This window comes from Xanthobacter sp. 126 (genome assembly GCF_000526175.1).
In the GTDB taxonomy this organism is placed as follows: domain Bacteria; phylum Pseudomonadota; class Alphaproteobacteria; order Rhizobiales; family Xanthobacteraceae; genus Xanthobacter; species Xanthobacter aminoxidans.
On sequence record NZ_JAFO01000001.1, the window covers coordinates 2,413,737 to 2,439,288 of the forward strand.

Below are 25,552 nucleotides of genomic sequence, written 5' to 3' on the forward strand. Positions count from 1 at the left end.
GGGCCACTTGCGTTTGATGCGCTCAGTCGCGCGGGTGTACTCGGCAGGAATCCTTTCGGGGCGTCGGATTGCCGGGCTTTTGCTTGGGCGATGCATGTGCTTCGACTGCATCTGATGTTAGCGGGGCTTTAGCGGCATGCTTCGTATCGACAAGTCTGGGCCGGGGAAGTCTCTGAATATCCAGACCGAGGGCGAGCTCGATCTGGTCAATCTGCTTCAGGTGGTTCGGCGTCAGAAGTGGGTCATCGCAGCCGTCGCCGGCGCGGTGGCAAGTCTGGCCGCTCTCTATTGTTTTGTTGCGACGCCGCAATATACGGCAAGCGCCGAGTTGCTGATCGACACGCAGCAGGCCCGCGGCTTGGAGGTTATGCCTCAGCTGACCGGCGTGATGGACTCCAGTGGCATCGATAGCCAGGTCCAGATTCTTCAGTCCGAGCGCATCGCCAAGGCGGTCATCAAGGAACTGAAGCTCGTCGAGGCCAAGAAGAAGGAAATCGAGGAGAACGGCAACTCGGTGTTCAGCTCCGTGGCCGGGTTCCTGCTGCCCTTCCTTGTCAGCAACACGCCCATGAGCGACTACGAGCTCGAGCGGACGCAGGTCATCGATTTTGGCAAGCGTCTGCGTGTCAAACGCGTTGGCCTGAGCTATGTCATCAGCATCGACTACAGGGCCACCAATGCGGTTCAGGCGGCGGATGTCGCGAACCAGCTCGCCGAGGCCTATATTGTCGACCAGCTTGAGGCCAAGTATCAGGCGACCCGCCGCGCCAGCGTCTGGCTGCAGGACCGCATCGCCGAGTTGCGCGATCAGGCGCTGGCGGCCGACCGCGCGGTGCAGGACTTCAAGGCCAAGAACAACATCATCGACACGCAGCGCGGCCTGATCTCGGACCAGCAACTGTCCGAACTGAATACTCAGCTGATCACGGCGCGGACGGCCGTCGCCGAGGCGAAGGCGCGCTACGAACGTGTCAACAGCATCATCAAGCAGGGTGGCGTAACCGGCACGAGCGACGAAGTCGTGTCGGATGTGCTCAACAATCAGGTCATCAGCCTCCTGCGCACCCAGTATCTCGACGCCGTGAAGCGCGAGGCGGACTGGTCCAAGCGGTATGGCCCCGACCATATCGCGGTCGTTAATCTCAACAACGAGATCAAGGGGCTCCAGCGGTCACTCTTCACCGAGCTGTCGCGCATCGCCGAGACCTACAAATCCGATTACGAAATCGCCCGGGCCCGCGAGGCGAGCCTTTCGTCCAGCCTTGAGCAGTTGATGGTCCAGGCCAAGCTGACCGGGCAGGCGCAGGTTGAGCTTCGCGAGCTCGAAAGCAACGCGCAGTCCTATCGCGCGCTGTACGACAACTTCCTGCAGCGCTTCATGCAGGCGACGCAGCAGCAGTCGTTTCCGATCACAGAAGCGCGCCTGATCACCGACGCCTCGACGCCCTTGCGCGCGTCTTCTCCGCGGACGACTTTGATCGTTGCGGGTGGCCTCTTCATCGGGCTGCTGGCCGGGTTCGGCGTCGGCATGTGGCGCGAGAGAATGAACCGGACCTTCCGGCTGCCGGCCGACGTGGAGCGCTATCTGGGGCTGGATTGCCTTGGGGTTCTGCCGCTTCTGCCCTCGTCGGTGGCGACGCCGGTTCCTGCGGGCCAGAGCGCGTTCGACAGCTCCACCGGCATCATGCGTCAGGTGACCTCGGATCCCTTCTCGCGTTTTTCCGAGACTTTGCGCTCGGTCAAGGTCGCGGCGGATGTGTCCATTCACAGCCGGGCAGTGAAGGTGATTGGCATCATCTCGACGCTGCCGAAGGAAGGCAAGTCTACCGTCTCCGCGAACTTTGCCCAGCTGATCGCGCACAGCGGGCAGCGTTGCGTGCTCATCGACGGCGACCTGCGCAATCCCACGCTGACACGGCGCCTTGCGCCCGGCCGCAGTGTGGGGCTCCTTGATCTCGTCTTCGGCAAGGCGACTCTTGAAGAGGTCAGCATCGTCGACCGGATGACGGGGCTTCGCTTCATTCCCGCCGTCGTGCCGGGGGATATCGTTCATACCAACGAGATCCTCGCTTCGGAGCAGATGTCGGCTGTGCTCGATGCGCTGAAGCGGGATGTCGATTACATCGTCATCGACTTTCCGCCGCTTGCGCCCGTGGTGGACGTTCTGGCCTCGACACATATCGTCGATGGCTATGTCTATGTGCTCGACTGGGGTTCCTCCAATCGCGATCTCGTTATGAATACGCTGCAGAATGCGCACGCGGTCTACGAGAAAGTGCTCGGATGCCTTCTCAACAAGGCCGACCTGAAGGCGCTTCGCAGTCTCGAGGACTATGGCAGCAAGTATTATTATCACAAATACTACGCGAGCTATGGCCGAGAGTCCTGATCCGGCCGGGACGGCGGAAGCGGCGGCCGGCGCAGCCGTCGGCTCCGGCAATAGAAGCGGTGCTCGGGACGGTCGCCGGTCATCCGGCTCCGGCAAGGCGGTGAAGATCAACGCCCGCCTTGTCGGGCTGGTCATCGCCATCGGCGCCGTGATCTGGCTTTGGAATTCGGCGGGCATCAGGCGCCTGGATTCGGGCCTGTTCCTGCGCCCCGTCGCGACCCGAATGATGGCCGGAGAGCCCTTCGATCCGGATCTTGTCGTCGCTATGGATGCCGACATGTCCGTGGTGCTTTCTGATCGCCTCTGCGATTATCAGGCGCTTCAGGATCTAGCGATCGTTCGCTCCGCCCTCGCCGAGATCGCCTTCCAGGGAGACGATGCCGATCTCGCGGACAAGCGGCTTGCCGCCGCCGCGGAGGCGGCCAAGGCCAGCATTGCCTGCAGCCCCGGCTCCCCCCGCGCCTGGACGGTGCTGGCGTGGATCGAGCACATCCGGCACGAGGACACGCCGCTGCTGCGGACGTATCTGAGGAAGTCCTTTCGCTCCGGGCCCTATGAGGGATGGTCGCTCGTCCGCCGCATGGAGATCCTTCTGGCGCTCTATCCAAAGCTCGATGCAAGCGAGATGGCGGATTTGAAGCAGTCGGTGAACTGGCTGGCCATCAAAGACATGGCCGAGTACATCGGCGAACAATATGTTTCGACCAAGCCGGAATCGCGGGTGGCCCTGCGGGATATTCTCGCGGAGACGCCTGAAAGGGCGCAGAAGCGGGCGGCGGAAGTCATCCGCAACGGCGGCGAGGATATCGACCTCCCGGCAGTCGAACCTCTGGGGAGCCGGCCGTGGAAGTGACCGCAGAGACTCCGGCCGATGCCCCGGCGGAGGAACCGGTCCGCCGGCGCCGCGTGCGAAGCTTTCCGGACCGCATCGGCTTCTGGTTTTTCCTGGCGATGGTCATCCTTGCCCCCGTGCCGGACGGCTCGATTGCGCTCTTGTGGATCCAGGTATGGACGGGCTTCGCCACGGTTGCGGTGCTCCTCATCAGCTATCGCGAGGCCTCGCGCGGCGCAGTACTGCTGCTCGGCGGACTTCTCGTCGTTCTCGCCGCGTACGGGCTGGTGGCCTATCTCCAGTCCATCTCGCCGGGCCCGAGCCCTCTCGCCATATGGTCCGAGGCGGGCACGATTCTAGGTATCGAAATCGCGCCCCTGTCCGGCTCGGTCCGGCACACGCCTCTCATCTTTCTGGGGAGGCCCCTGCTCGCGGCGCTGGTCTTGACCGTGGCGATCGTGATCGGCTCGGACCGGCAGAGGGCCGGGCAGGTGCTGCGCGCCATTGTCGGGGCCGCTTGCCTTTATGGGTTGGTCGGCTTTATCGGCTTCGCCTTCGATGCCGAAAGTCTCAGGCCGTTCGACCAGAGCGGCGCGCTGACGACCTTCTTTCTGAACAAGAACACCTCGGCGATCTATCTGGGTTCAGCCTTCCTGATCGTTCTGGCCATGCTTTTGCCCCCCGCCATCGACGCCATGCGGGAGCGCAAGCCCTTGTCCAGCCTGTTCACCGGCCCCGGTGGCCGCCGGCGGGCGATCGCCGCTTCGGCCGGGCTGTTCGTGCTGGTCCTGCTGCCCCTGACGCTCTCGCGCGCCGGGGTGATACTGACTCTCCTTGCTGCGATTGGCGCCGTCGTCTTCAAGCTTCGCCTGCGCAAGCGCGCATCCATCTGGAAACTCGTGTTTGGCATCCTGGTGCTGCTCTCGCTGATCTACGGTATCTCGGGCGGTGCCTGGCGCGAGCGGCAGGCGCGGATCGGCTTCGACAGTCTGGGACGCTTCGATGCCTACGGGATGATGCTTGATGCGGTCAAAGAGCGGCCGCTCATCGGGTATGGGCTCGGCAGCTTCTCCGAAAGCTTTCCCCAGTTCCGCACCGAGGATCTTGGAACCTCGGCGGTTTTTGACATCGGGCACAGTACGGCCGTCGAACTGATCTTCGAAGGCGGATATCCGCTCGCTCTCCTTGTGTTCGCCTATGTCGCGCTCTGCGGCGGCCTGCTTGTGCGCGGTGCGATACGCCGGCCCAGCGATCCCTACATCCTGGCGGGCCTTCTCGTCGGACTGATCGGTCTCGTGCACACGAGCTTCGATTTTTCGCTCCAGATCCCCGGCTTCCTGATCATCTATCTCTCGGTCGTCGGGATCGGCATTGGCCGTTCTTTCCTGCCGCTGGAAGAGCGGAAGTTCATCAAGACGCGCGTCGTTCGGCGCCCGGTCGGGCCATCGGCAACCGGGACCCCCGAGGCCGTGCCGGCCACAAGCCCTGCCAAATGAGGCGGGTATCGACGGCACGTCCGGCTGAATCGCGTCCACACCGAGCTTATGCGGACTGGGATGAAGGGGCGTAACGGGAGTGGACGGGGCGCGATGAATTGGCCGGCGGCAGGTCTCGGTGTCTTGGCGCTCCTTTGCATGCTTCTCGGTGGCGCGCTGTTTGGCGCGCTGAAGGGCGCCAAGGACTTCTTCGATGGCAGGTCCGAGCTGCGGCTCCGCCCCATTGATCCCGCACACTTTGCCCAAGAGAACGCGATGCTGCCTTCCTCCGGCAAGCCGCGCCTCGTCATCTTCGGCGATTCCCGCGCGCACCAGACTACCGTCAGCGGGGACACTGCATCGGCATGGCAGGTGGTGAGCAGGGGCGTGTCGGGCGAGAGTTCGGTCCAGGCCAGCTACCGATTCCGCAACGACGTCATCGATCTGCGGCCAAGGGCGGTGCTCATCGTCACGGGCATCAACGATGCGGTGGCCGCCGCCAATCTTCCCGGCATGGAGCGGGCGGCTGTGGCCGACCTCAAGGCCAACGTGTCGCGGTTCGCGCAGGAAGCCGCGTCGTCCGGCGCGGTCGCGATCGTGTCCACCATCGTCCGCCCGACGACTCCGAGGCTGATCCGGCGGCCGTTCTGGTCCGATCGGGTCTATGCCATCATCGACGAGGTGAACGCCCACATTCGCGGAATGGCGGCGGACAACGTCCTGATCCTGGATGCCGATGCGTTGCTCGTCGGTGATAAGGCGACGCTGCCGCCGCAACTCGCCACCGACGAGGTTCACCTTTCCAAAGAAGCGCACGACCTACTGGCGGCGCGCTTCGACGAGATACTGCCGCCGCTGCGACCCGGCGCAACACATTGACCGTCTGATCGGTTGATACGCCGGCTCAGCGCTCCACGAACGCCTTCTCGATGACGTAGTGGCCGGGCGCCGACTGGCTGCCCTCGGCAAAGCCGCGCGATTCCAGAAGGTCCACCACATCCTTCAGCATCTGCGGGCTGCCGCAGAGCATCAGGCGGTCTTCCTCAGGCGACATGACCGGCATGCCGAGGTCGGAGAACAGCTTGCCCGAGGTGATAAGGTCCGTGATGCGGCCCTGATTGCGGAAAGGTTCGCGGGTCACGGTCGGGTAGTAGACGAGCTTCGCCTTGACTTCCTCGCCGAGGATCTCGTCGTCGGGCAGGGTCTTGGTCAGATACTCGTCATAGGCCAACTCGGCCACCGTGCGGGTGCCGTGGATGAGGATGACCTTCTCGAACCGGTCATAGGCCTCCGGGTCCTTCACCACCGACAGGAAGGGCGCGAGGCCGGTGCCGGTGGAGAGGAGATAGAGGCGCTTGCCGGGCAGCAGGCTATCCTGCACCAGCGTGCCGGTGGGCTTGCGGCCGACGAGGATCTTGTCGCCCACCTTGAGGTGCTGGAGGCGGGAGGTGAGGGGGCCGTTCTGCACCTTGATGGAGAAGAACTGCAGCTCTTCCTCGTAGTTTGCGCTCGCCATGGAATAGGCGCGCAGCAGCGGCTTGCCGTCCACCCGAAGGCCGATCATCGTGAACTGGCCGTTGAGGAAGCGGAGGCCGGGATCGCGGGTGCAGGTGAAGGAGAAGAGGTTGTCGGTCCAGTGGTGGACGCTGGTGACGGTCTCTTCGTTGAAATTGCTCATCTCGAAAGTCCGGTCTCGACAAAGGGCGGCGCGCCGGAACGGCGAGAACCCCGCAAAGCTCAAGGGAAGACAGCCCCCACCCTACAGGATGCGGCCGCGCTTCAAAAGTGCGGCGGGTGTCCGCAGGCCGCGCGGGCCCTCAACCCACCCGTCCCCTGGTCAGGCGGTGCCGGCGGCCACGCGCGCCAGATACTGGCCGTAGCTTGATTTGGCGAGGTCGTGCGCCCGCGCCTCCAGACCGGCCCGGTCGATGAAGCCGGCGCGGTAGGCTACTTCCTCGGGGGAGGAGATGCGCAGGCCCTGCCGCTTTTCCAGGATCTGGACGAACTGGGCGGCCTCCACGAGGGAATCCGGCGTGCCGGTGTCGAGCCAGGCAAAGCCTCGGCCCATCATGGCCACGCGCAGCTCGCCGAGTTCGAGATAGGCCTTGTTGACGTCGGTGATCTCGATCTCGCCGCGCGGGGAGGGCGCGAGGTTCGCGGCGATATCGACCACCCGGTTGTCGTAGAAATAGAGGCCGGTCACCGCGAGGTTCGATTTCGGAACCTTCGGCTTCTCCTCCAGCGACAGAACCTTGCCGGAAGCGTCCATTTCCGCCACGCCATAGCGCTCGGGGTCCTGGACCGGATAGCCGAACACCGTGGCCCCCGTCTCCCGCCGCGCCGCATCCGCCAGCAATTCGGGCAGGCCATGGCCGAAGAAGAGGTTGTCGCCGAGGACCAGGGCCACGCGGTCGTTGCCCACGAACTCGCGGCCGACGATGAACGCGTCGGCGAGGCCGCGCGGATGCTCCTGCACCGCATAGGTGAGGTTGATGCCGAACTGGCTGCCGTCCTTCAGCAGCGCCTGGAACAGCGCGGCATCATGCGGCGTGGTGATGATCAGGATGTCCCGGATGCCCGCCATCATCAGCGTGCAGAGGGGATAATAGATCATCGGCTTGTCGTAGACCGGCAGCAACTGCTTGGAGACGACGAGCGTGATGGGATGAAGCCGGGTGCCGGAACCGCCGGCCAGAATGATGCCCTTCACGATGCTTCCTCGGATTGCGGCGCGGGAATTGCGGATGAGAGGGCGGCCACCTTCTCAGGCTCCGAAGCCGCCGGCTGGGAGGGCTTGACGAGAAGCGCGTCTACCACCTCGCGGGCACGCTGCTCCCACGGGGCGGCACGCACGCCAAAGGTGCGCTCGAACAGGTCGCTGGCCAGTTCCGAATTCTTCGGGCGGCTGGCGGGCGTCGGATAATCGACCGTGGTGATGGGGGTCACCTCCGGCTTGCGGCCGGTGTGGGGTTCGGCCGCCGCCACGATGGCGCTGGCGAAGCCGTGCCAGGTGGTCACGCCGCGTCCGGCGAAATGGTAGGTGCCCCAGCGGGCATCGCCCTGGGCGGCCGCAAGCGCCGCGGCGAGCACCGCCTCGGCAAGGTCGCGCGTGGCGGTGGGGCAGCCGCGCTGGTCGGCCACGACCCGCAACTGGTCGCGCTCGCCGGCGAGGCGCAGCATGGTTTTCAGGAAATTGTTGCCGTGGGCGCCGTAGACCCACGAGGTGCGCACGATCACATGGCGTTCGTGCGCGGCGCGCACCGCCGCCTCGCCGGCCGCCTTGGTGCGGCCGTAGACACCAAGCGGCGCCACCGGGTCCGCCTCCACATAGGCGCCGCGCTTGGTGCCGTCGAACACGTAGTCCGTGGAGACATGGATGAAGGGCGTGCGATAGCGGGCGCACCGCTCGGCGATGAGGCCGGGCGCGAAGGCGTTGATGCGGGCGGCGAGGTCCGGCTCGCTCTCGGCCTTGTCCACGGCGGTGTAGGCCGCGGCATTGATGAGCGCATCGGGGCGCGCTGCCTCCAGCGCGCGGGCGACGGCGACCGGATCGGAAATGTCGAGGTCGGCATGGCCGAGGGCGATAAGATCTATCCCCCGCTCACCGGCCAGCGCGACGGTTTCGCGTCCCAGCTGCCCCCCGGCACCGAACAGAAGAATGCGCGTCAAGATGCGAGCCCCAGTTTCGTGCCGGCCACCGTTGCCTTGTCCAGCCCCAGCCGCTGGCCCTGATAGCGCTGGCGCAGCGGCTCCCACCACGGACGGTTGGCGAGATACCAGCGGATGGTCTTTTCGAGACCCGTCTCGAACGTCTCCCGCGGCGACCAGCCGAGCTCCGCCTTCAGCTTGGAGAAGTCGATGGCGTAGCGGGCATCATGGCCGGGTCGGTCGGTAACGAAACGGATCAGCCCCTCGCGCTTGCCGATGGCGGCGTCGGGCACCAGATCGTCGAGAATGGCGCAGATGGTGCGCACCACGTCGATGTTCCGCCGCTCGCAGGCGCCGCCCACATTGTAGCTCTCGCCCGGACGGCCCTTGGTGGCGATGAGGAACAGGGCCTCAGCGTGGTCCTCCACGAACAGCCAGTCCCGCACGTTCTCGCCCGTGCCGTAGACGGGTAGATCCGCGCCTTCCAGCGCGTTCAGAGTGACGAGGGGAATGAGCTTCTCGGGGAAGTGGTACGGCCCGTAATTGTTCGAGCAGTTCGACATCACCGCCGGTAGGCCATAGGTGTGGAACCAGGCCCGGACCAGATGGTCGGAGGCCGCCTTGGAGGCGGAGTAGGGGGAGTTGGGCTGGTAGGGGGTGTCCTCACGGAACAGCCCCTCTGCGCCGAGGCTGCCGAACACCTCGTCGGTGGAGATGTGGTGGAAGCGGAAGGCCTCCTTCTGCGGTCCCGGCAGCGTCCGCCAGTAGCGCAGGGCCTCCTGCAGCATGGTGTAGGTGCCCACCACGTTGGTAGAGATGAAGTCACCCGGCCCGTCGATGGAGCGGTCCACATGGGACTCCGCGGCGAGGTGCATCACGAGGTCGGGCTTGAAACCCTCCAGCGCGGCACGCACGGCACCGGCATCGCAGATGTCGGCCTGCACGAAGGCGTAGCGCGAATTCTCCGCCACCGGCGCGAGGGAAGCGAGGTTGCCGGCATAGGTCAGCTTGTCGAAGGTCAGGACGTCGTGCCCGAGCCCCACAAGGTGTCGCACCACCGCCGAGCCGATGAAGCCCGCGCCACCCGTCACCAGCACCCGCATGAAGCTACCTTTCGTTCGCCGCCGTCCCCTGATAGGCGAACGGGCTGTCGAAATCCTTGAGGCGCGGCAAGACGCGATCCTTGTCCGAGAGGATCTTCTCGCCGTCACCCAGGGTCCAATCGATGGCGAGGTCGGGATCGTCCCAGATGATCCCGCATTCGCTCGCCCGGTCATAGACCGCGTCCACCTTATAGGCGACGCGCGTGTCCGGCGCGAGGGTGCAAAAGCCGTGGGCAAAACCCTGAGGTATGTAGAGCTGTTCGCCGCCCTCGGCCGTGAGGCGTGCACCGGCCCAGCGGCCGTAGGTGGGAGAGCCCTTCCGCACGTCCACCGCCACGTCGTAGATGGCACCGGAGAGCACCCGCACCAGCTTCGCCTGGGCGAAGGGGGGAGCCTGCATGTGCAGCCCGCGGATGGTGCCGACCTGCGCCGACAGGGACTCGTTGTCCTGCACGAAATCCGCGCTGATCCCGTTCGCCGCATATACGGGCTTCACATAGGTCTCGCAGAAATAGCCGCGCGCATCGCCGAAGCGGCGCGGCTGGACGAGAATGACGTCGGGCAGGCCAAGCGGGAGGAATGCCGTCACAAGCGTATCCACCTTTCCAAGGACCGGATGGAATCGGGCTCGCCTCGCGACAAAGCCGCATTGGCGCGTGCTCTAGCACAAGGGCCGGGCCATGAGAACACAAGGCCACGGCCCCGTTCCTCCGCCCCGTGGGGCACGAGGAGATACAATTTGTCGCTGCAGTGCGATAAGGGCAGAAATGGCGACGTATGGATCGGGGCGTCAAGATCAGCCACTGCGGACATTGGGGAATCGCGATGATGCTTGAGGCCGAAGCTCGCTGGGCGCGTGAATGGCTGTTCGATGCCGCACTGCCGCTCTGGTGGCAGGTGGGGGCGGACCCGGCGGGCGGCTTCTACGAGAAGATCGCGCTTGATGGAAAGCCGGTCATCGCGCCGCGCCGCCTCAGGGTTCAGACCCGACAGACCTACGCCTTCATCGAAGGCGGACGGCTGGGCTGGCAGGGGCCGTGGCGCGAGGCAGCAGAGCATGGCCTCACCTTCTTCATGAGCCATTACCGGCGCGCGGACGGGCTCTATCGCTGCCTCGTGACGCCGGATGGTTCGCCCCTCGACGAGACCGTCGACCTCTATGATCAGGCCTTCGTGCTGTTCGCCCTCGCCCATGCCCGTGCGGCTGGGATCGGAGACTCGGACCTGCTCACGGCAGCCCGCTCGCTGCAGGCCGAACTGACGGCGCAGCGCGCGCACCCGATGATTGGCTTCGAGGAGGCGACGCCCCGTGTCCTCCCGCTGCGCTCCAATCCGCACATGCACCTTCTGGAGGCCCAACTCGCGTGGGTCGCGGAGGGCATCACCGAGCCCTTCGAAGGTGTCGCGCGTGCGATCGTCGAACTCGGCGCGACGCGCCTCCTGGACCCGCAGACCGGCGCCATCGGCGAATATTACGATGGGGACTGGAACTTCGCGGAAGGCGCTCAGGGCGCAGTGCGTGAGCCGGGGCACCAATTCGAGTGGGCCTATCTGTTCCGCCATGCGGGCGATCTGCTGGGCGTGGATCACCGTGCTGCTGCGGATCGGCTCTATGCCTTCGGTACCCGCTTCGGCATCGCCCCGGATCGCCGCGCGGCGATCTTCGCCGTGGATGCGGCGGGAACGCCGACGGACCCGCGCGCCCGCCTGTGGGCGCAGACGGAGCGCCTGCGGACCGCGCTGGTGTTTGCGGCGGCGACCTCAGATGCGCAGGCGCGGGAGGCCTTCGTTGCCGATGCGCGCGAGGCGTTCGAGGTTCTGAAAGTCTATCTGGACGTGCCCGTGGCCGGCCTGTGGCGGGACCAGTGGCTGGCCGATGGCGCCTTCCTGGAAGAGGCGGCGCCCGCCTCGTCCTTCTACCACATCCTCTCGGCCTTCGTGGTTCTGCTGAAGGCCGGCGGCCTCGCCTAGGCTACCCCTCTCGCCGCTCCTCGGGACCAGCGCGCCTAAGCGCGCTGGTAGATGTCCTCGAAGCGGGTGATGTCGTCGTCGCCGAGATAGGAGCCGGTCTGGACCTCGATGAGTTCCAGCGGAATCTTGCCCGGGTTCTTGAGGCGATGGACGGTGCCGATGGGCAGGTAGGTGGATTCGTTCTCGTGCACGATGAAGGTGCGATCCTCCAGCGTGACCTCGGCCGTGCCGTGCACCACGATCCAATGCTCGGACCGGTGGTAGTGCTTCTGAAGCGAGAGCACGCCGCCGGGCTCGACCACGATCTTCTTCACCTGGAAGCGTTCGCCTTCGCACACACTCTCCAGCGTGCCCCACGGCCGGTGAACGGTGAGGTGCTCGTCGACCTCCCGGGGGTTGTGCGTCTTCAGCAGATTGACGAGGTGCTTGACGTCCTGGCTGCGGTTGGACGGCATGACCAGCACGGCGTCGTCGGTCGCGATCACGGACAGGCCGTCGATCCCGATGGTTGTCACCAGCGGGCCATCCGAACGGACGTAGGAATGGGAGGTGTCCAGCAACTGGACGGAGCCGACCGTCACATTGCCATTCTGGTCCTGCGCGCCAATCTCGTGCAGCGCGTCCCACGCGCCCACGTCCGACCATCCGAAGCTGCCGCGCACCACCGCCGCAAGGCGCGTGCGCTCCATCACGGCGAAGTCGATGGACTTGGCCGGGGACGACTTGAAGGCCGCCGGATCGAGCCTGAGGAAGCCGACGAGATCCACCTTGGCGTTTGCCACGGCGGAGGTGACGGCCGCCGAGATGGCCGGCTCATAGCGTTCGGCCTCCTCCAGAAGGAGACCGGCGGGAAAGAGGAAATTGCCCGAGTTCCAGAGGTAGCCAGCCTGGACGTAAAGCTCTGCGGTCGCGCGATCCGGCTTCTCGACGAAGGAATCCACCTCATACGCGCCGAGGGGGTCAAGCTCGGTGCCCAGCCGGATATAGCCGTAGCTGGTGCGCGGCTCCGTGGGTGAGATGCCGAACGTCACAATGCGGCCGGGGCGTGCGATCTTCGCACCCAGCTGAACGGCCTCCCGGAAGGCCGCCTTGTCCTGCACCACATGGTCTGAGGCGAGCGCGAGCACCAGCGTCTCGGGACCGTAGGTGTCAGCCACATGGCGGGCCGCCGCGAGAAGGGCAGGGGCGCTGTCGCGCCGGGCAGGCTCGAGCATGACGGTGGCATCGATGCCGATCTGGCGAGCCTGGCGCTGCGCAAAGAAGCGAAACTCCTCATTGGCCACCACCACGGGCGGACCGAACACATCGTCGGGTGCCGACCGCAGCAGCGTGTCCTGATACAGCGTCCTTTCCGAAGCGAGCGGCAGGAACTGCTTGGGCAGGCTGTTGCGCGAGAGCGGCCACAGACGCGTTCCCGATCCTCCAGCCAGAACGACCGGAATGATCTTTCCGGCGGCGGGGTGGGTCTCGGTCTGAGTTTGGCTTGTCATGGAAGGCGCCTGGCGTTGAATCGAGGCAGTTTACCGCAACGCGGCCGCTCGGTGCACAAAGAGTGCGCCCGGGCGGCAATGCTGCTCAGGCGTCGGCGAGGCTGCGCCGGCCGACGCTGGAATAGCGAAAGCCGAGGGCTTCCATCTCGTCCGGGCGATAGATGTTGCGCAGGTCGATCACCACCGGCTGCGCCATCATGCCGTGGATCCGCTTCAGGTCGAGCGCGCGGAAAGCATCCCACTCGGTGACGATCACCAGAGCATCGGCGCCCTCAGCCGCCAGATAGGGATTGTCCACATAGGTGACGTTGTCGAGGACGAGCTTGGCCTGCTCGATGCCCTCGGGATCATGCGCCTTGATGATGCCGCCGCCGTCCTGGAGGGCGGTGATGATGGCGATGGAGGGGGCATCGCGCATGTCGTCGGTGTTGGGCTTGAAGGTGAGGCCCAGCACGCCGATGGTCTTGCCGCGCACCGACCCGCCGAGCGCCTCGGTGACCTTGCGGGCCATGGCGCGCTTGCGCTGGTCGTTCACCGCCACCACGGTCTCGACGATGCGGACGGGGGTGCCATAGTCCTGCGCCGTCTTCATGAGGGCGAGGGTGTCCTTCGGGAAGCACGACCCGCCGTAGCCCGGACCGGCATGCAGGAATTTCGAGCCGATGCGATTGTCGAGGCCGATGCCTCGAGCCACGTCCTGCACATTGCCGCCCACCTGCTCGCACAGGTCGGCGATTTCATTGATGAAAGTGATCTTGGTGGCGAGGAAGGCGTTGGCCGCATACTTGGTCAGCTCAGCGGTGCGGCGCGAGGTGAAGAGCAGCGGCGACTGGTTCAGGAAGAGCGGACGGTAGAGTTCGGTCATCACATGGCGGGCGCGCTCATCCTCGGTGCCCACCAGGATGCGATCGGGGCGCTTGAAGTCGGTGATGGCCGCACCCTCGCGCAGGAACTCCGGGTTGGAGACGACGGCGAATTCCGCTTCCGGGCGCGTCTCGCGGATGATGCGCTCCACCTCGTCGCCCGTGCCCACCGGAACGGTGGATTTGGTCACCACGACCGTGTAGCGGCCGATGGCGCCGGCGATGTCACGCGCGGCCTGATAGACATAGGACAGGTCGGCATGGCCGTCGCCGCGGCGAGAGGGCGTGCCGACCGCGATGAAGACGGCATCGGCGTCCTTGACTCCTTCGGCGAGGCTGGTCGTGAAATAGAGGCGCTCGGCCTTCACATTGTTCGCGACAAGCTCGGCGAGGCCGGGCTCATAGATCGGAATCTCGCCCTGCTTGAGGGCTTCGATCTTGCCGGCATGCGTGTCGACGCACGTAACAGTATGGCCGAAATCGGCGAAGCACGCACCTGAGACCAGGCCGACATATCCCGCTCCGATCATCGCGATACGCATGATAAATTTCCCGACCAGGATTTCGCTAACCAGAACCGCGGCGCCTCAGGCTGCTGCTTAGGGGCATCGCTGTGAATTCTCAATGACGTTTTTGCGGCGCGTCATTCGCGTCGGAATGCGGTGGCCAGATTGGCGCACGCATCGTGCGGAAGGGTATGTGACCGCACACCGGGTTCGGTGGATGAGCGTGCCGCGCCGCGCTTACGAATGCCCGGACAGCAAATGCCTAACCCTGAACTGCAGCACGAAATTCCGCTGCATTTTGCAAAAAGAAGTCCCTCTCGCCGTGGGTCAATCATCGATTTCGTTTGATGGCGCGGGCTCGCATTCAGGGGCATGTCGGCCCGGCCTCGCGGCGCGTCCAGAGGGCGATTTTGCATTGCAAAATGCCGCCGCATTTTGTATTGCATTGAACAATAGGCGGACGGCATGTTGGGGGCGACGTGGCGCTGAGACAGCTGCCTCGAAGCGCCTGTGAGCGCTACTAAAACCTTGCGGGGCAACGCATGATGACGGGGGGGTTCTCAGATGCCGATCCGTCCTTCGGCACTGACGCGGGTCATCTCGACTTCCTTAGCGTGCATGCAGCAGCGGTTCAACCTAGTGAAAGTACGCTCCGCTGTACGGCGGCTGTACAATATCTCGAAGCTCCCGGTGCGGTGAGGTCGGCTCGCGCTCAGGGCGGTCCAGACTTCCATTCCTTCGTGACGTGCCGGCAGCCTCGCGCCGCCGCGTCTGCCATTGGTTGCAACACGATGGGAACTGGATTGGTGTGCCTAACCGCTCCGTGTGATCTTGATGGCGCATCCGTCTATGATGCTGGCGCGCGCCTTGCTTGCCAGCGTCGTGGAATCGACGCGCGCAGGGCATCGTTGGGTCGGTTGCCGCTACGAAAGCTGCGCAATGACTAAGGCTATATCAAAGCTCTATCTGCTGGCGATCACGCTTGTCGCGGTGATTCAGCTTTTGATGGAAGCGGACCTCGTTGTCCTTGCGTGCCTTTATGTCGTGTCAGCGTGCGCTGTTCTCGTGTTCGAGAGAAAGGTGATCCGCGCGCCGGATGTGATCTATTTTCTTTTCGTGATCTATTATGGGCTTTTCAGTCTGGTCGTTAAGACCGTGCTCGCGCAGCCCGTAGACGAGAATCTCACAAGCCCGCTCAATACGAGCCTTGCGCTCTTCCTGGGTTTTGCCTCGATCACGATTGGCTATCTGCTCGCGCGTGGGCAGACGCGCTTCAAGCTGACCTACCAATTCGAGCAAAACCTCAATCACAAAAAGACGCTTGAGTGGTGCTCGCTGGTTTTCTTCCCCATCGGTATCGTGTTCGAAACGCTTCATGTGCTGCTGAGGCCGGTGGCCGAAGTGTCGTCTGCCGCTACGGAAGGTGGCATCGGCATGTTCGGCACTTTTGCTTTCGTGACGACGTTTGCCGTGGTCTGTGAGGCTTCACTGGTCTTTGACAAGAATGGACGCTCGTCGCGGGGCATCGGCCGGCTCGCTCTGATGCTTCTCGTTATTCTCGCGCTCGGCATCGCGGGAAACGTGAAACAGTCGTTTCTGATGAACTTCGCCGCGGTGATCGTCGTCGTCGTCGTGAATGCGAACCGGATCAACCTGTGGCGGGAGGCGATCGGTGGCGGGCTCCTTGCGTTCCTGCTCATCTTCTATGTCTCTCCGGCGATCCACATCACCCGAGGTCAGGCGAAGACGATGCCGGTCATGGACCGAATCGAACTCGCAGAGGATGTTCTCGCCAAGGCGGACTACAATCCATTCACGCTCCAGGAGCAGTTGTCTTTGACCCTGGCAGACATCGGCGTGTCGAAGAACCCGGCGTACAACTACTTCTTTCCGCAAACGGGAAACTATGACCGCTTTGCGATGATCCAGCCGATCAACGTTGTTGTGACCGGTTGGGAGAGCCTGGGGGCCATGGATGCGTATGACGCCTTCCAGGATCTCGGCAATCTGTTGCCGTCATTCCTTGTCGGCGAAAAGACGGTGGTGGCCAGCGTGGATCGCATCGCCTGGTATTATGGCTATCGCAAGGAGCCGATCATTGGCCGGCCGGTGATGGGGATCGTCACCAGCTCGATCGCAGTGGGAGGTATCGTCGGTGCCCTCCTGCTGACCGGCCCCTTCATCTGGCTGATGTTCTGGTTGCTGGACAAGCTATGCGGCCCCCTCAAGCACAACGTGACGGGGCTCTTCCTAACGTCCGTCATGCTGCTCACGGTCGAGGGAGATCTTGCGTCTCTGTTTGCCACGTTCAGCCGGCAGATGCCCATCATCCTGGCGTTTCTGTGGGGCGTGAACGTCTTGATCAAGTTTCTCCCCTCTTCCGTGGGGGATGTATCTCCCGGGCCAAATTCCGGGCCTGGGCGAGGGCAAGCCTCTGGGCCTGGTTCCGCCCCTGGCCCCCACTCGGGCTTGGGTCCTCGTTCTGGTCCTGGACACGGCGCTGAGCTTGGCCAGCAGGGTCTGCGGCGCTCAAGGCTCCTCTGACGAGGGGGGCGATATTGGGGGGGCGGCCGAGGGGTCGAGCGGATCGGGCCGCGTCGTCCCGGCGCAGGAAGATCTGCCCTGCCTTCCCCAGTGGGGGGGGGGCGGGATGAAGGTTTGGCAAAGGTTCTAATCGCCGTGAGGAGGCGAGATGTCGGTTATCGATCACTTCGAGCGCGTGCGTGTGCTCTGCGTCGGAGACGTCATGCTCGACCGCTTCGTGATGGGCGCGGCGCGCCGCATCTCGCCGGAAAGCCCGGTGCCGGTCCTTTCTGTGACGGGCAGCACCACCATTGCCGGCGGCTCTGCCAACGTCGCGCGGAACATCGCCTCCCTCGGCGGCCGGTGCACGCTTGTGGGCGTCATCGGGACGGACGCCTGCGGCGCCGAACTCAAGCGCATCCTCGATGAGACCGTGGGCGTCGCGACCGCCTTCGTGGAGGTGGCGCAGCGGCCGACCACTGAGAAGATCCGTTTTGTGGCCCAGGGGCAGCACATGCTGCGCTCGGACAGCGAGGACAGCTCGCCCGTCGTGCCGGACGTGGAGGAGGAACTGGTCGCCCGGATCGCCGCCGCGCTGCCGGAGCACGACGTGGTCGTTCTCTCGGACTATGCCAAGGGCGTGCTGACCCCGGGCGTGATCCGCCGTGTGGTGGAACTCGCGGCCAGGCGCGGGGCGCCCGTGATCGTTGACCCCAAGAGTTCCGATCTCGCCCGCTATGACGGGGCGAGCGTGGTGACGCCCAACCTGAACGAGACCTATCTGGCGACGGGAATCCAGGGCGACGACGATGCTTCGGTCGTGGCGGCAGCCCGCAAGGTTCTGGACAACACCAACATTGGCGCCGTGCTTGTGACCCGATCGGAAAAGGGCATGACGCTGGTGCAGCGCACGGCCGATCCGGTCCACATCCCCACCGCCGCCCGAGAGGTGGCCGACGTGGTCGGTGCCGGCGATACCGTGATCGCGGCCTTGTCGCTGGTGGTCGGCTCCGGCGGCGATCTGCAGGAAGCAGCCTATATCGCCAATGCGGCCGCCGGCGTGGTGGTGGCCAAGCGCGGCACGGCCACGGTCTCCCGCGATGAGCTTTTGGCTGAGCTGGACCGGCAGAGCGTGACCGAGGGTAATCCCTCGGCTTTGAAGGTGGTCTCGCGCAAGGATGCGGCGGCGCAGGTCGAAGCCTGGCAGCGCCACGGGCTGGCGGTGGGCTTCACCAACGGCTGCTTCGATATCGTCCATGTGGGGCACGTGGGCATCATCGAATTCTCCCGGGCCAATTGCGATCGGCTTGTGGTGGCGGTGAACTCGGATGCCTCGGTGAAGCGGCTCAAGGGGCCGACCCGCCCGGTCAACGGTGAGACGGATCGTGCCCAGGTGATTGCCGCCCTCGGTGCAGTCGATCTTGTGGTGGTTTTCGATGAGGACACGCCGAAGGAACTGATCGAGGAACTTCAGCCGGACGTTCTGGTGAAGGGGGCGGACTACCAGGTCTCCGAGATCGTCGGGGCCGACAGCGTGCTCGCGCGGGGCGGGCGTGTTCTGCGCTTCGAGCTTGTTCCGGGGCGCAGCACCACCACGGTCATCAGCCGCATGACCGACGGCGTCAGTGCTTGAGGCGGGCGTCCTTATGCTGCCGCTCAATCTCCATCCCGCACCACGCCCGCCGGCGGCACGTCGCCGATGGGCTCAAGCAGCAGGCGATGGATGCCCGAGTCGTCTGGGTCAGCCTCGCGAACTCGGATGTCAAGGGGTTTGGCAGAAGTTGAACTTTCCGCTCACGCGCGTCCGGAGAGAATATGTTCGTCGTCCTGCGCGTCATGGCTCCGAATTCTCAGGAGTTGGAGCCACGGTCAAAACCCGCTTAGAGCATAAGGTCGCACCGTCATATATGCGTCAGAACTACGTTTCATTGTCGATTGATATGTGCGACTGATTGGACGATCCAGTCATTCTGAAACTGCTGTAAGTGCCTAACTGATAGGTGGCGAGAAATCATGAATATTGCAATTTATGGTTTGGGCTATGTAGGCTTAACAGCTGCGGGATGCCTGACGCATAGCGGCCATCGAGTTCTTGGTGTCGATGTCAGTGCCAATAAAGTTGAAGCAATCAACGCCGGCAAAACTCCTATTTCAGAACCTGGCCTCGACAAGCTGATCGCCGATGCGGTCAGCAGCGGGCAGCTGAGTGCGGTCCAGTCCATACAGGGCGGTCTCAAAGATTTTGACATGGCGATCGTCTGCGTGGGCACGCCCAGTGCGCCGGACGGTTCGCACAACATGGGCTACATCGCTGAAGTTTCGCGACAGATCGCTCACGCCCTGGGAGCTGCCGGGCCGCGCGCCACGCCGCTCACCGTCGTTTATCGCTCCACGGTCCGTCCCGGCACGATCGAGGAACTGGTGCTGCCGATCTTCGCTGCGGTGCTGGAGCAGCCAGGCGCCTATGTGGAGTTGGTGTACAATCCCGAGTTCCTGCGCGAATCCATTGCCATCAAAGACTTCTTCGCGCCGCCGAAGATCGTGATCGGCACTGCGGACGGCCAGCCTTCGGCGAATATGGAAAAGCTGAATGGGGGCCTGAACGCGCCTACCTTCTACACCGGCTTCCGTGAGGCCGAGTTCACCAAGTTCGTCGACAATACATTCCACGCCTTGAAGGTGTCATATGCCAACGAGATCGGCCGTCTCTGCCTTGATCTCGGCATCCAGGCCTCGAAGGTCCACGAGATCTTCGTTTCCGACACGAAGCTGAACATCTCGCCCTATTATCTGCGCCCGGGTGGTGCTTTCGGCGGCTCCTGCCTGCCGAAAGACGTGCGCGCCCTGCAGTACATCGCCGCTGATATCGGGGTCGCGGTTCCGGTGATCGACAACGTGATCCGGTCGAACGATGCGCACAAGCACTACCTGTTCTCCTACGCATCTGAGGGCCTGGCGAAGGGGGCCAAGGTGCTGATGGTCGGTCTTGCCTTCAAGGCGGATACCGACGACCTGCGTGAGAGCCCCAATCTCGATCTGGCGCGCAAGCTGCTGCAGGCCGGGTTCAAGCTCTCGATCTGGGACGACACGCTCGAACCGGCGAAGCTGGTCGGCCAGAACCTCGGCTATGGCTTCACGCACCTGCCGTCTATGGACGCACTTCTGGTCTCGAAGGATGAGGCCGAAGCGGGTTCATATGACCGCGTGATCGACACCAATGGCCGTGCCGGGTCGCTTGCCCTCACGTCCAGTAGCGTCATTAGCCTGGATCACCTGCCATGAGCGCGCTTCAGGCCGCAGGATCGACGGGCCCCGGCTCTCCGGCGCCCGTCGACGTCAATGCAGCCAAGTTCCCGCGCCAGCAGGACGTAGAACGCGCCGAGCGGCCTCTTCGGATATGCGTCGTCTACGGGCGTACGCCGCTACCGATGCGGCGCGCCGACCAGATGACGGTCGCCCATCTGCTGGCTTTCCTCCACGCCCGCGGACATGAAGTCGATTTCTTCTACATCGACACGGGGGGTGAAACGACGCCGGAAGACCGGCAGTGGATCGCCTCGCACACGCGGCGCGCGGAAGCGTTCAAGCTGGACAAGCTGTTGGCGCTTCGCGGGCTGACGCGGGTCGTCACGGGGCTGACGCCCTTCCAGGTCGGGCTGTTCTCCCATGCCGGCCAGAAGGAGGCGGTGCACAAGGCGGTCGCGACCAACAAGTACGACATCCTGTACACCTACTATTTCCGCAGCGCGGAGATCACGAAGGACCTCGGCTATCTGCCAGGAACGCCGCGCTCGCAGCGTGCCGGCCGTCCGGCCTCCTTCCTCGCCTTCCAGCTGTCGCAGACGCTCAACGCCCGCCGCATCGCCAAGAATGCGCCTGATCTTGCGCACAAGCTCTTCTATGAAGTCGAAAGCCGGCTCGTCGAAGGGTATGAGGCTCGGATTTGGCGGCATTTCAGCCGCTCGGTGCTGATCGGCAAGAGCGACGTCGAGGAGATCAAGGCGGCCTGCCGCCGTCGTGGTCGCCCGGAGCTCGACAACTTCGTGTTCGGCGCCCATGGGACCGACGTCAGCCGTTTCAAGCCGCGCACAGACATTCCGATCAAGACCGATCATCTGGTGTTTTCGGGCGTGATGCGCACGCCGACCAATGTGCAGGCGGCGCAGTGGTTCGTGAACCGTGTATGGCCGCTGATCCGCGCCGAACGCCCCAACGCGACCTTCTCCATCGTCGGGCGCGAGCCGACGGGCGACGTGCTGGAGCTGGGCCGGCAGCCCGGCGTGACGGTCACGGGCACCGTGCCAGATCCCGCCGTGCTCATGGCGGAGGCCTCGGTCTGCGTGAACCCGATGCAGGCCGGTGGCGGCATGCAGAACAAGCTGATCGAGTTCATGGCCAGCGGCAAGGCGATCGTCGCGACCTCGGTGGCGAATGAAGGCGTCGCCGCCCCGGCGGATACCCTTGTCGTCGCGGACGAGCCGGCAGATTTTGCCCGCGCGGTTCTCGACTTCCTGGCAAACCCAAATCTTGCCGAAGCATTCGGCCAGCGCGCGCGGGCTCACGTGCTCGCCAAATGGACTTGGGAAGCTCACTACCTCAAGCTGGAGCGCGATTTCTACGCTGCTCTCGATGAATGATGCGGATCGGAGTGATGAATATCTCCCCCATGTGCGGGGAGGCTCCAGTATCCGCTTGGTGCTGTACTGCGGCTGCAGTCCAATTTTAGGGCAGGGACTTGAATAATGAAGCAGGTCATTCAGAATGCCAAGGGTGGTAAGCTGCGCCTGAAGAATGTGCCGGCGCCGGGCGTGTCTTCGCGTTCGGTGTTGGTCAGGACCGAGGCGTCACTCATCTCCTCGGGCACCGAACGCCAGATGGTCGGCTTCGCCCAGTCCAGCATGATCGAAAAGGCCCGGGCCCGGCCCGACCTCGTCAAGAAGGTGGTCGACAAGGTTCGGCGCGACGGTCCGATGGCGACCTTCAAGTCGGTGACGGCGCGTCTCGACGAGCCCCTGCCGCTTGGCTACTCCTCGGCGGGGCGGGTGATCGAGGTCGGCCCCGGCCTGGAGGGCGTCTACAAGGTTGGCCAGCTGGTCGCCTGCGCCGGCATCGCCATCGCCAACCATGCCGAATATAACGTCGTGCCCGAGAACCTGGTGGTTCCGGTGCCTGAGGACGTGACTGCGGAGCAGGCCTGCTTCTCGACCCTGTCCTCCATTGCCCTTCATTCGGTGCGCCTGATCTCGCCGGTCCTCGGCGACGTCGTCGCGGTGCTCGGCGCCGGCCTTGTCGGCCTGCTCGCCGCCCAGTTCGCCAAGCTTCACGGCGCCCGCGTCATCGTGCTCGACTTCAACAAGGGCCGCCTTGCCCTGGCCAAGAGCCTCGGCGTCGACATGACGATCGACCTCTCGGCCGGCGACCCGGTGGAAAGCGTGCTCGACGTCACGCGCGGCATTGGCTGCGATGCCGTTCTGGTCGCCGCCGCGACCAAGACCTCCGAGCCGTTCCAGACGGCGGCCGACATCGCGCGCGATCGCGCCAAGGTCTGCCTCGTCGGCATCACCGGCACCGAGTTCCCGTATCGCCCCTATATGCAGAAGGAGCTGAGCATCCTCGTCTCGCGCTCCTACGGCCCAGGGCGCTACGACCGCGACTACGAGAACAAGCACGTCAAATATCCGCTCGGCTATGTGCGCTGGACGGAGAATGAAAACCTGCGCGAATGCGCCCGGCTGATGTCGCCGTCGCTGTCGAGCCGGCTGGATGTCGATCAGCTGATCTCGCACCGTTTCGCCTTTTCCGAATCCGAAAAGGCCTACGATCTCGTGCTGAATGGCACCGAGCCGCATCTCGGCGTGGTGCTGAAATATGACTCGACCGATCCCGCCCCGACGCGGGCGCTCGTCCTGCACGACGCCCCCAAGGCGGCGGCCGGCAAGGCGGTGATCGGCGCAGTCGGCGCTGGCAGCTTCGGCAAGACGATGATCCTGCCGGCGCTCAAGGACGACAAGCGTGCCGAGCTGTCGACCCTCGTCACCTCGCGCGGCGTCTCGTCTGAAGGCAGCGCCGGCCGGTTCGATTTCGCCAAGGCGTCGACGGACCTCGACGACCTGCTGAACGACGCGGCCACCTCCGCCGTTGTCATCACCACGCCGCATGCGACGCATGCGAGCATGGTCGCCAAGTTCCTGAAGGCGGGCAAGAACGTCTTCGTGGAGAAGCCGCTGGCCCTGACCCATGAGGAGCTCGAAGCGGTGGTTGAGGCCCGCTCCAGTTCGCCGGCCTTCTTCACCGTCGGCTTCAACCGCAGGTTTGCGCCTTATGTCATCGAAGCGCAGAACTTCATGAAGTCGAAGCAGGGACGGGCCGTCGTCTCGATCCGCGTGAATGCGGGCCAGCTGCCGCCGGAAAGCTGGCAGCGCGACGCGGAGGAGGGCAACGGCCGCATCCTCGGCGAGCTTTGCCACTTCATCGATCTCGCCATGTTCCTGGTCGGCTCGCCGATCGAGCAGGTGTCGGCGACCAGCGGCACCGCTGCCCGCGGCCTGTGCGAGGATGTCAGCACTTCGCTGGTTTTCGCCGACGGCAGCCTCGCCACGATCATCTACACGGCGCTGGGTGACACCTCGTTCAGCAAGGAGCTGATCGAGTGCTACAAGGGCGGCGCGGTTTGCAGCATCGACAATTTCCGCGAGCTGCTGGTGGTGGCCAACGGAAAGCAGGTCACGAAGAAGACGACCATGTCGCAGGACAAGGGTCACAACGCGCAGATCGCGGCCTTCGTGTCCGGCGTGATCTCGGGCCAGGCTCCCGTCGACGAGCAGTCGCTTGTGGACTCGAGCGCCGCGACCCTTGCCGTGCTCGACTCGCTGCGTCTCGGCCGTCCGATCGACCTCTCCACCCTCACCGGTGACGGCGACTGATCGATGAGCTTCGCGCGCACATTTCGGACGTTGCGGCACCTTACGGCGTCGCAGCTGGCTTGGCGGCCCGTCTGTCGCGGAAAGTTCGTCGCGATGGAGTCGCTCCCGTCGCAGGCCTCTGCCTATTTTGCGCGGCAGAGCGCCCGGATCGGGCCGTTCGACTTCGCGTCGGCGCGGCTGCGCGCGACGATCGAGCATGTGCGTCAGCTGCAGCAGACCGTTCACGGTGCCTTTCTCGACGGCATCGCGGACGGACGCTTCACCCTCCTCAACCGCGAGATCGACTTTGGCGATCTCGCGGTTGTCGAGTGGCGTCGGGAGCTGGGCGAGAAGAACAACCGCCTGTGGCGGATGAACCTGTCCTACATGGGCTATCTGGTGCCCTTCGTTGAGCGCCATGGAGCGGCCGCTGTGCCGGTGATCGGCAGCCTCATCGCGTCGATGACCGCACAGAATCCGTGGTCATCGCGCGGTGTGTTCCGGGACGTGTGGCACCCCTATTCCGCGTCCCATCGTGTCATCAACCTGATCGCGTGCCTGTCGCTGCTCGAAAGCGCGGGGGTGCGCGTGGACCCGGCCGTCAAGGCTGCCGTCGAGGCCGAAATCCGGCTGGGCGCGGCCTTCGTGCTGGACAATCTCGAACGCGACCTGCAGTTCAACCACCTCTTCAAGAATTTCGTGTGCCTCGCCGTGGTGAAAACGGCACTGGTCACGCCCGGCCGCTTTGCCGAGGGCCCATTGGATGAGGTCGCGCAGTCGATCGCGCAGCAGTTCCTGTCCGACGGCGGGCATGCGGAACGTGCGCCGATGTACCATCTGCTGTCGCTTCTCGACCTCCGGGTCCTTCGGGACAGCGGTGTCCTGAGAGGCGAGAGTGCCACGGCGGTCGCGCGCACGGCAGCGGCGGCGGAGAAGGTGGTGAACGTCTTCGTCCATGCGGACGGTGACGTTGCTCTCTTCAACGACAGCTGGCTTGGCGAGGCACCGCGTGCCATCGACCTGACCGAGGCGATCGAGCCTCATCCCGCTTCGCCGGTGAAGATCGAGCGCCCCGCAGTGGGCTACGCTCGCCTCGCCCAAGGAGGAGACGGGCTCGTACTCGATTACGGGCCGTGCGGGCCGGACGCCAATCCGGGCCACGCCCACGCCGATTTCCTCTCATTCGAGCTGTCGGTGGACGGGGTTCGCACCATTGTCGATCCAGGGGTGCCGACCTACAGCGAGGGCGTTGCCCGGAACGTTTCCCGATCGGCGGCGAGCCATAACGGGCCATGCCTCGTCGGTGCGGAACCCATCGAGTTCTGGAGCTCGTTCCGGGTCGGGCGGCGCGGCTATGCTTACCGGTTGCCTCTCGCAGACGACGCCCTGGCCGTCGCTGGCTGGCAGGACGGGTATGCGCCGCAAGGCCTGAAGGTCGCGCGCGCTGTCAGACTCTATCCAGGGCGCGGGCTGCTGGTGGCTGATGTCTGGCAGGGAACGGCCGGCCTGCCGGAGCGGTCGAGCTTCACTTTCACCAACGCCTGGAAGCCGGGGAGCGAGGCGGGCCACGTCGTCGCGACGAACGGGAGCGGCAGGCGGCTCGATGTGTCGGTGCTCAAGGGGACGGCCGAAGGGGCGGACGTCGCCAGCTACTGCCGGGGCTTCGGCGAAACGTTTCCGGGCACTCGGTTCTCCTATGCGCCGTCGGCGGGCGGGAGCATCCGGCCTCTGGTTCTTTGGTTCTCCTGGGGAGCGGACGGGGCGCCGCCGACCTCCGACGCCGACCAACTGCTCGCCACCCTCACATCGGCCTTATCGACCGCGCGCCCGGCGCTCGCGACCTGAGGCGA

At 64.6% G+C, this 25,552-nt stretch carries 18 protein-coding genes; 11 read left to right on the plus strand and 7 right to left on the minus strand.

Annotated elements, in window-relative coordinates:
- The first annotated feature begins 136 nt into the window (after positions 1-136).
- The 4 genes from XAN126_RS0111525 (at position 137) to XAN126_RS0111540 (ending at position 5,575) form a co-directional block, all read left to right on the plus strand.
- Positions 137-2,389 carry a Wzz/FepE/Etk N-terminal domain-containing protein gene (locus tag XAN126_RS0111525; protein ID WP_024278745.1) on the plus strand — a complete coding sequence of 751 codons (2,253 nt, stop codon included), beginning with the start codon at positions 137-139 and terminating at the stop codon, positions 2,387-2,389.
- Positions 2,390-2,489: 100 nt separating this feature from the next.
- Positions 2,490-3,242, plus strand: coding sequence for a hypothetical protein (locus XAN126_RS0111530; protein ID WP_024278746.1), 753 nt, complete (start codon positions 2,490-2,492; stop codon positions 3,240-3,242).
- Positions 3,233-4,717 (plus strand): O-antigen ligase family protein, encoded by a 1,485-nt coding sequence (locus tag XAN126_RS0111535; protein WP_024278747.1) that lies wholly within the window; start codon positions 3,233-3,235, stop codon positions 4,715-4,717. The genes XAN126_RS0111530 and XAN126_RS0111535 overlap by 10 nt, the downstream gene beginning before the upstream one ends.
- A 138-nt stretch (positions 4,718-4,855) precedes the next feature.
- Positions 4,856-5,575 carry a GDSL-type esterase/lipase family protein gene (locus tag XAN126_RS0111540; RefSeq protein WP_197024027.1) on the plus strand — a complete coding sequence of 240 codons (720 nt, stop codon included), beginning with the start codon at positions 4,856-4,858 and terminating at the stop codon, positions 5,573-5,575.
- A gap of 25 nt (positions 5,576-5,600) precedes the next feature.
- Here the strand turns inward: XAN126_RS0111540 and XAN126_RS0111545 are convergent, their stop codons facing one another.
- From XAN126_RS0111545 to rfbC, 5 genes are all read right to left on the minus strand, one after another.
- The gene (locus tag XAN126_RS0111545; RefSeq protein ID WP_024278749.1) at positions 5,601-6,374 is read right to left on the minus strand and encodes a ferredoxin--NADP reductase; all 774 of its coding nucleotides are present in this window, start codon (positions 6,372-6,374) and stop codon (positions 5,601-5,603) included.
- A gap of 159 nt (positions 6,375-6,533) precedes the next feature.
- Positions 6,534-7,406 (minus strand): glucose-1-phosphate thymidylyltransferase RfbA, encoded by an 873-nt coding sequence (gene rfbA, locus XAN126_RS0111550; RefSeq protein ID WP_024278750.1) that lies wholly within the window; start codon positions 7,404-7,406, stop codon positions 6,534-6,536.
- Entirely contained in the window at positions 7,403-8,365 is a 963-nt protein-coding gene (gene rfbD / locus XAN126_RS0111555; RefSeq protein ID WP_024278751.1) for a dTDP-4-dehydrorhamnose reductase, read from the minus strand. Before rfbD ends, rfbA begins: the two co-directional genes overlap by 4 nt.
- The gene (gene rfbB, locus XAN126_RS0111560) at positions 8,362-9,447 is read right to left on the minus strand and encodes a dTDP-glucose 4,6-dehydratase (protein ID WP_024278752.1); all 1,086 of its coding nucleotides are present in this window, start codon (positions 9,445-9,447) and stop codon (positions 8,362-8,364) included. Before rfbB ends, rfbD begins: the two co-directional genes overlap by 4 nt.
- Before the next feature lie 4 nt (positions 9,448-9,451).
- Positions 9,452-10,036 carry a dTDP-4-dehydrorhamnose 3,5-epimerase gene (gene rfbC, locus XAN126_RS0111565; protein ID WP_024278753.1) on the minus strand — a complete coding sequence of 195 codons (585 nt, stop codon included), beginning with the start codon at positions 10,034-10,036 and terminating at the stop codon, positions 9,452-9,454.
- Between the two features lie 236 nt (positions 10,037-10,272).
- Here rfbC and XAN126_RS0111570 point away from each other — a divergent pair, with 236 nt between their 5' ends.
- Positions 10,273-11,418 (plus strand): AGE family epimerase/isomerase, encoded by a 1,146-nt coding sequence (locus tag XAN126_RS0111570; protein WP_245272245.1) that lies wholly within the window; start codon positions 10,273-10,275, stop codon positions 11,416-11,418.
- A gap of 35 nt (positions 11,419-11,453) precedes the next feature.
- On the opposite strand, the gene XAN126_RS0111575 is transcribed toward XAN126_RS0111570, so the two are convergent.
- Positions 11,454-12,908 (minus strand): mannose-1-phosphate guanylyltransferase/mannose-6-phosphate isomerase, encoded by a 1,455-nt coding sequence (locus tag XAN126_RS0111575; RefSeq protein WP_024278755.1) that lies wholly within the window; start codon positions 12,906-12,908, stop codon positions 11,454-11,456.
- Positions 12,909-12,993: 85 nt separating this feature from the next.
- Complete coding sequence (locus tag XAN126_RS0111580) at positions 12,994-14,313, minus strand: UDP-glucose/GDP-mannose dehydrogenase family protein (protein ID WP_024278756.1); 1,320 nt, start codon at positions 14,311-14,313, stop codon at positions 12,994-12,996.
- A gap of 798 nt (positions 14,314-15,111) precedes the next feature.
- On the opposite strand from XAN126_RS0111580, the gene XAN126_RS0111585 reads away from it, so the two are divergent.
- From XAN126_RS0111585 to XAN126_RS0111610, 6 genes are all read left to right on the plus strand, one after another.
- Positions 15,112-16,821, plus strand: a complete 1,710-nt coding sequence (locus tag XAN126_RS0111585; RefSeq protein ID WP_155982290.1) for a hypothetical protein — start codon at positions 15,112-15,114, stop codon at positions 16,819-16,821.
- Positions 16,822-16,969: 148 nt separating this feature from the next.
- On the plus strand, positions 16,970-18,433 hold the full coding sequence (rfaE1, locus tag XAN126_RS0111590; protein ID WP_024278758.1) for a D-glycero-beta-D-manno-heptose-7-phosphate kinase: 1,464 nt from the start codon (positions 16,970-16,972) through the stop codon (positions 18,431-18,433).
- 380 nt (positions 18,434-18,813) lie between these two features.
- On the plus strand, positions 18,814-20,082 hold the full coding sequence (locus XAN126_RS0111595; RefSeq protein ID WP_024278759.1) for a nucleotide sugar dehydrogenase: 1,269 nt from the start codon (positions 18,814-18,816) through the stop codon (positions 20,080-20,082).
- A complete protein-coding gene (locus tag XAN126_RS0111600; RefSeq protein WP_197024028.1) occupies positions 20,079-21,437 on the plus strand; it encodes a glycosyltransferase family 4 protein in 1,359 nt (452 codons plus the stop codon). Before XAN126_RS0111595 ends, XAN126_RS0111600 begins: the two co-directional genes overlap by 4 nt.
- Before the next feature lie 105 nt (positions 21,438-21,542).
- Positions 21,543-23,723: a bi-domain-containing oxidoreductase gene (locus tag XAN126_RS0111605; protein WP_024278761.1), complete on the plus strand. Its 2,181-nt coding sequence runs from the start codon at positions 21,543-21,545 to the stop codon at positions 23,721-23,723.
- A gap of 3 nt (positions 23,724-23,726) precedes the next feature.
- Positions 23,727-25,547, plus strand: a complete 1,821-nt coding sequence (locus XAN126_RS0111610; RefSeq protein WP_081762616.1) for a heparinase II/III family protein — start codon at positions 23,727-23,729, stop codon at positions 25,545-25,547.
- Positions 25,548-25,552 lie beyond the last annotated feature (5 nt).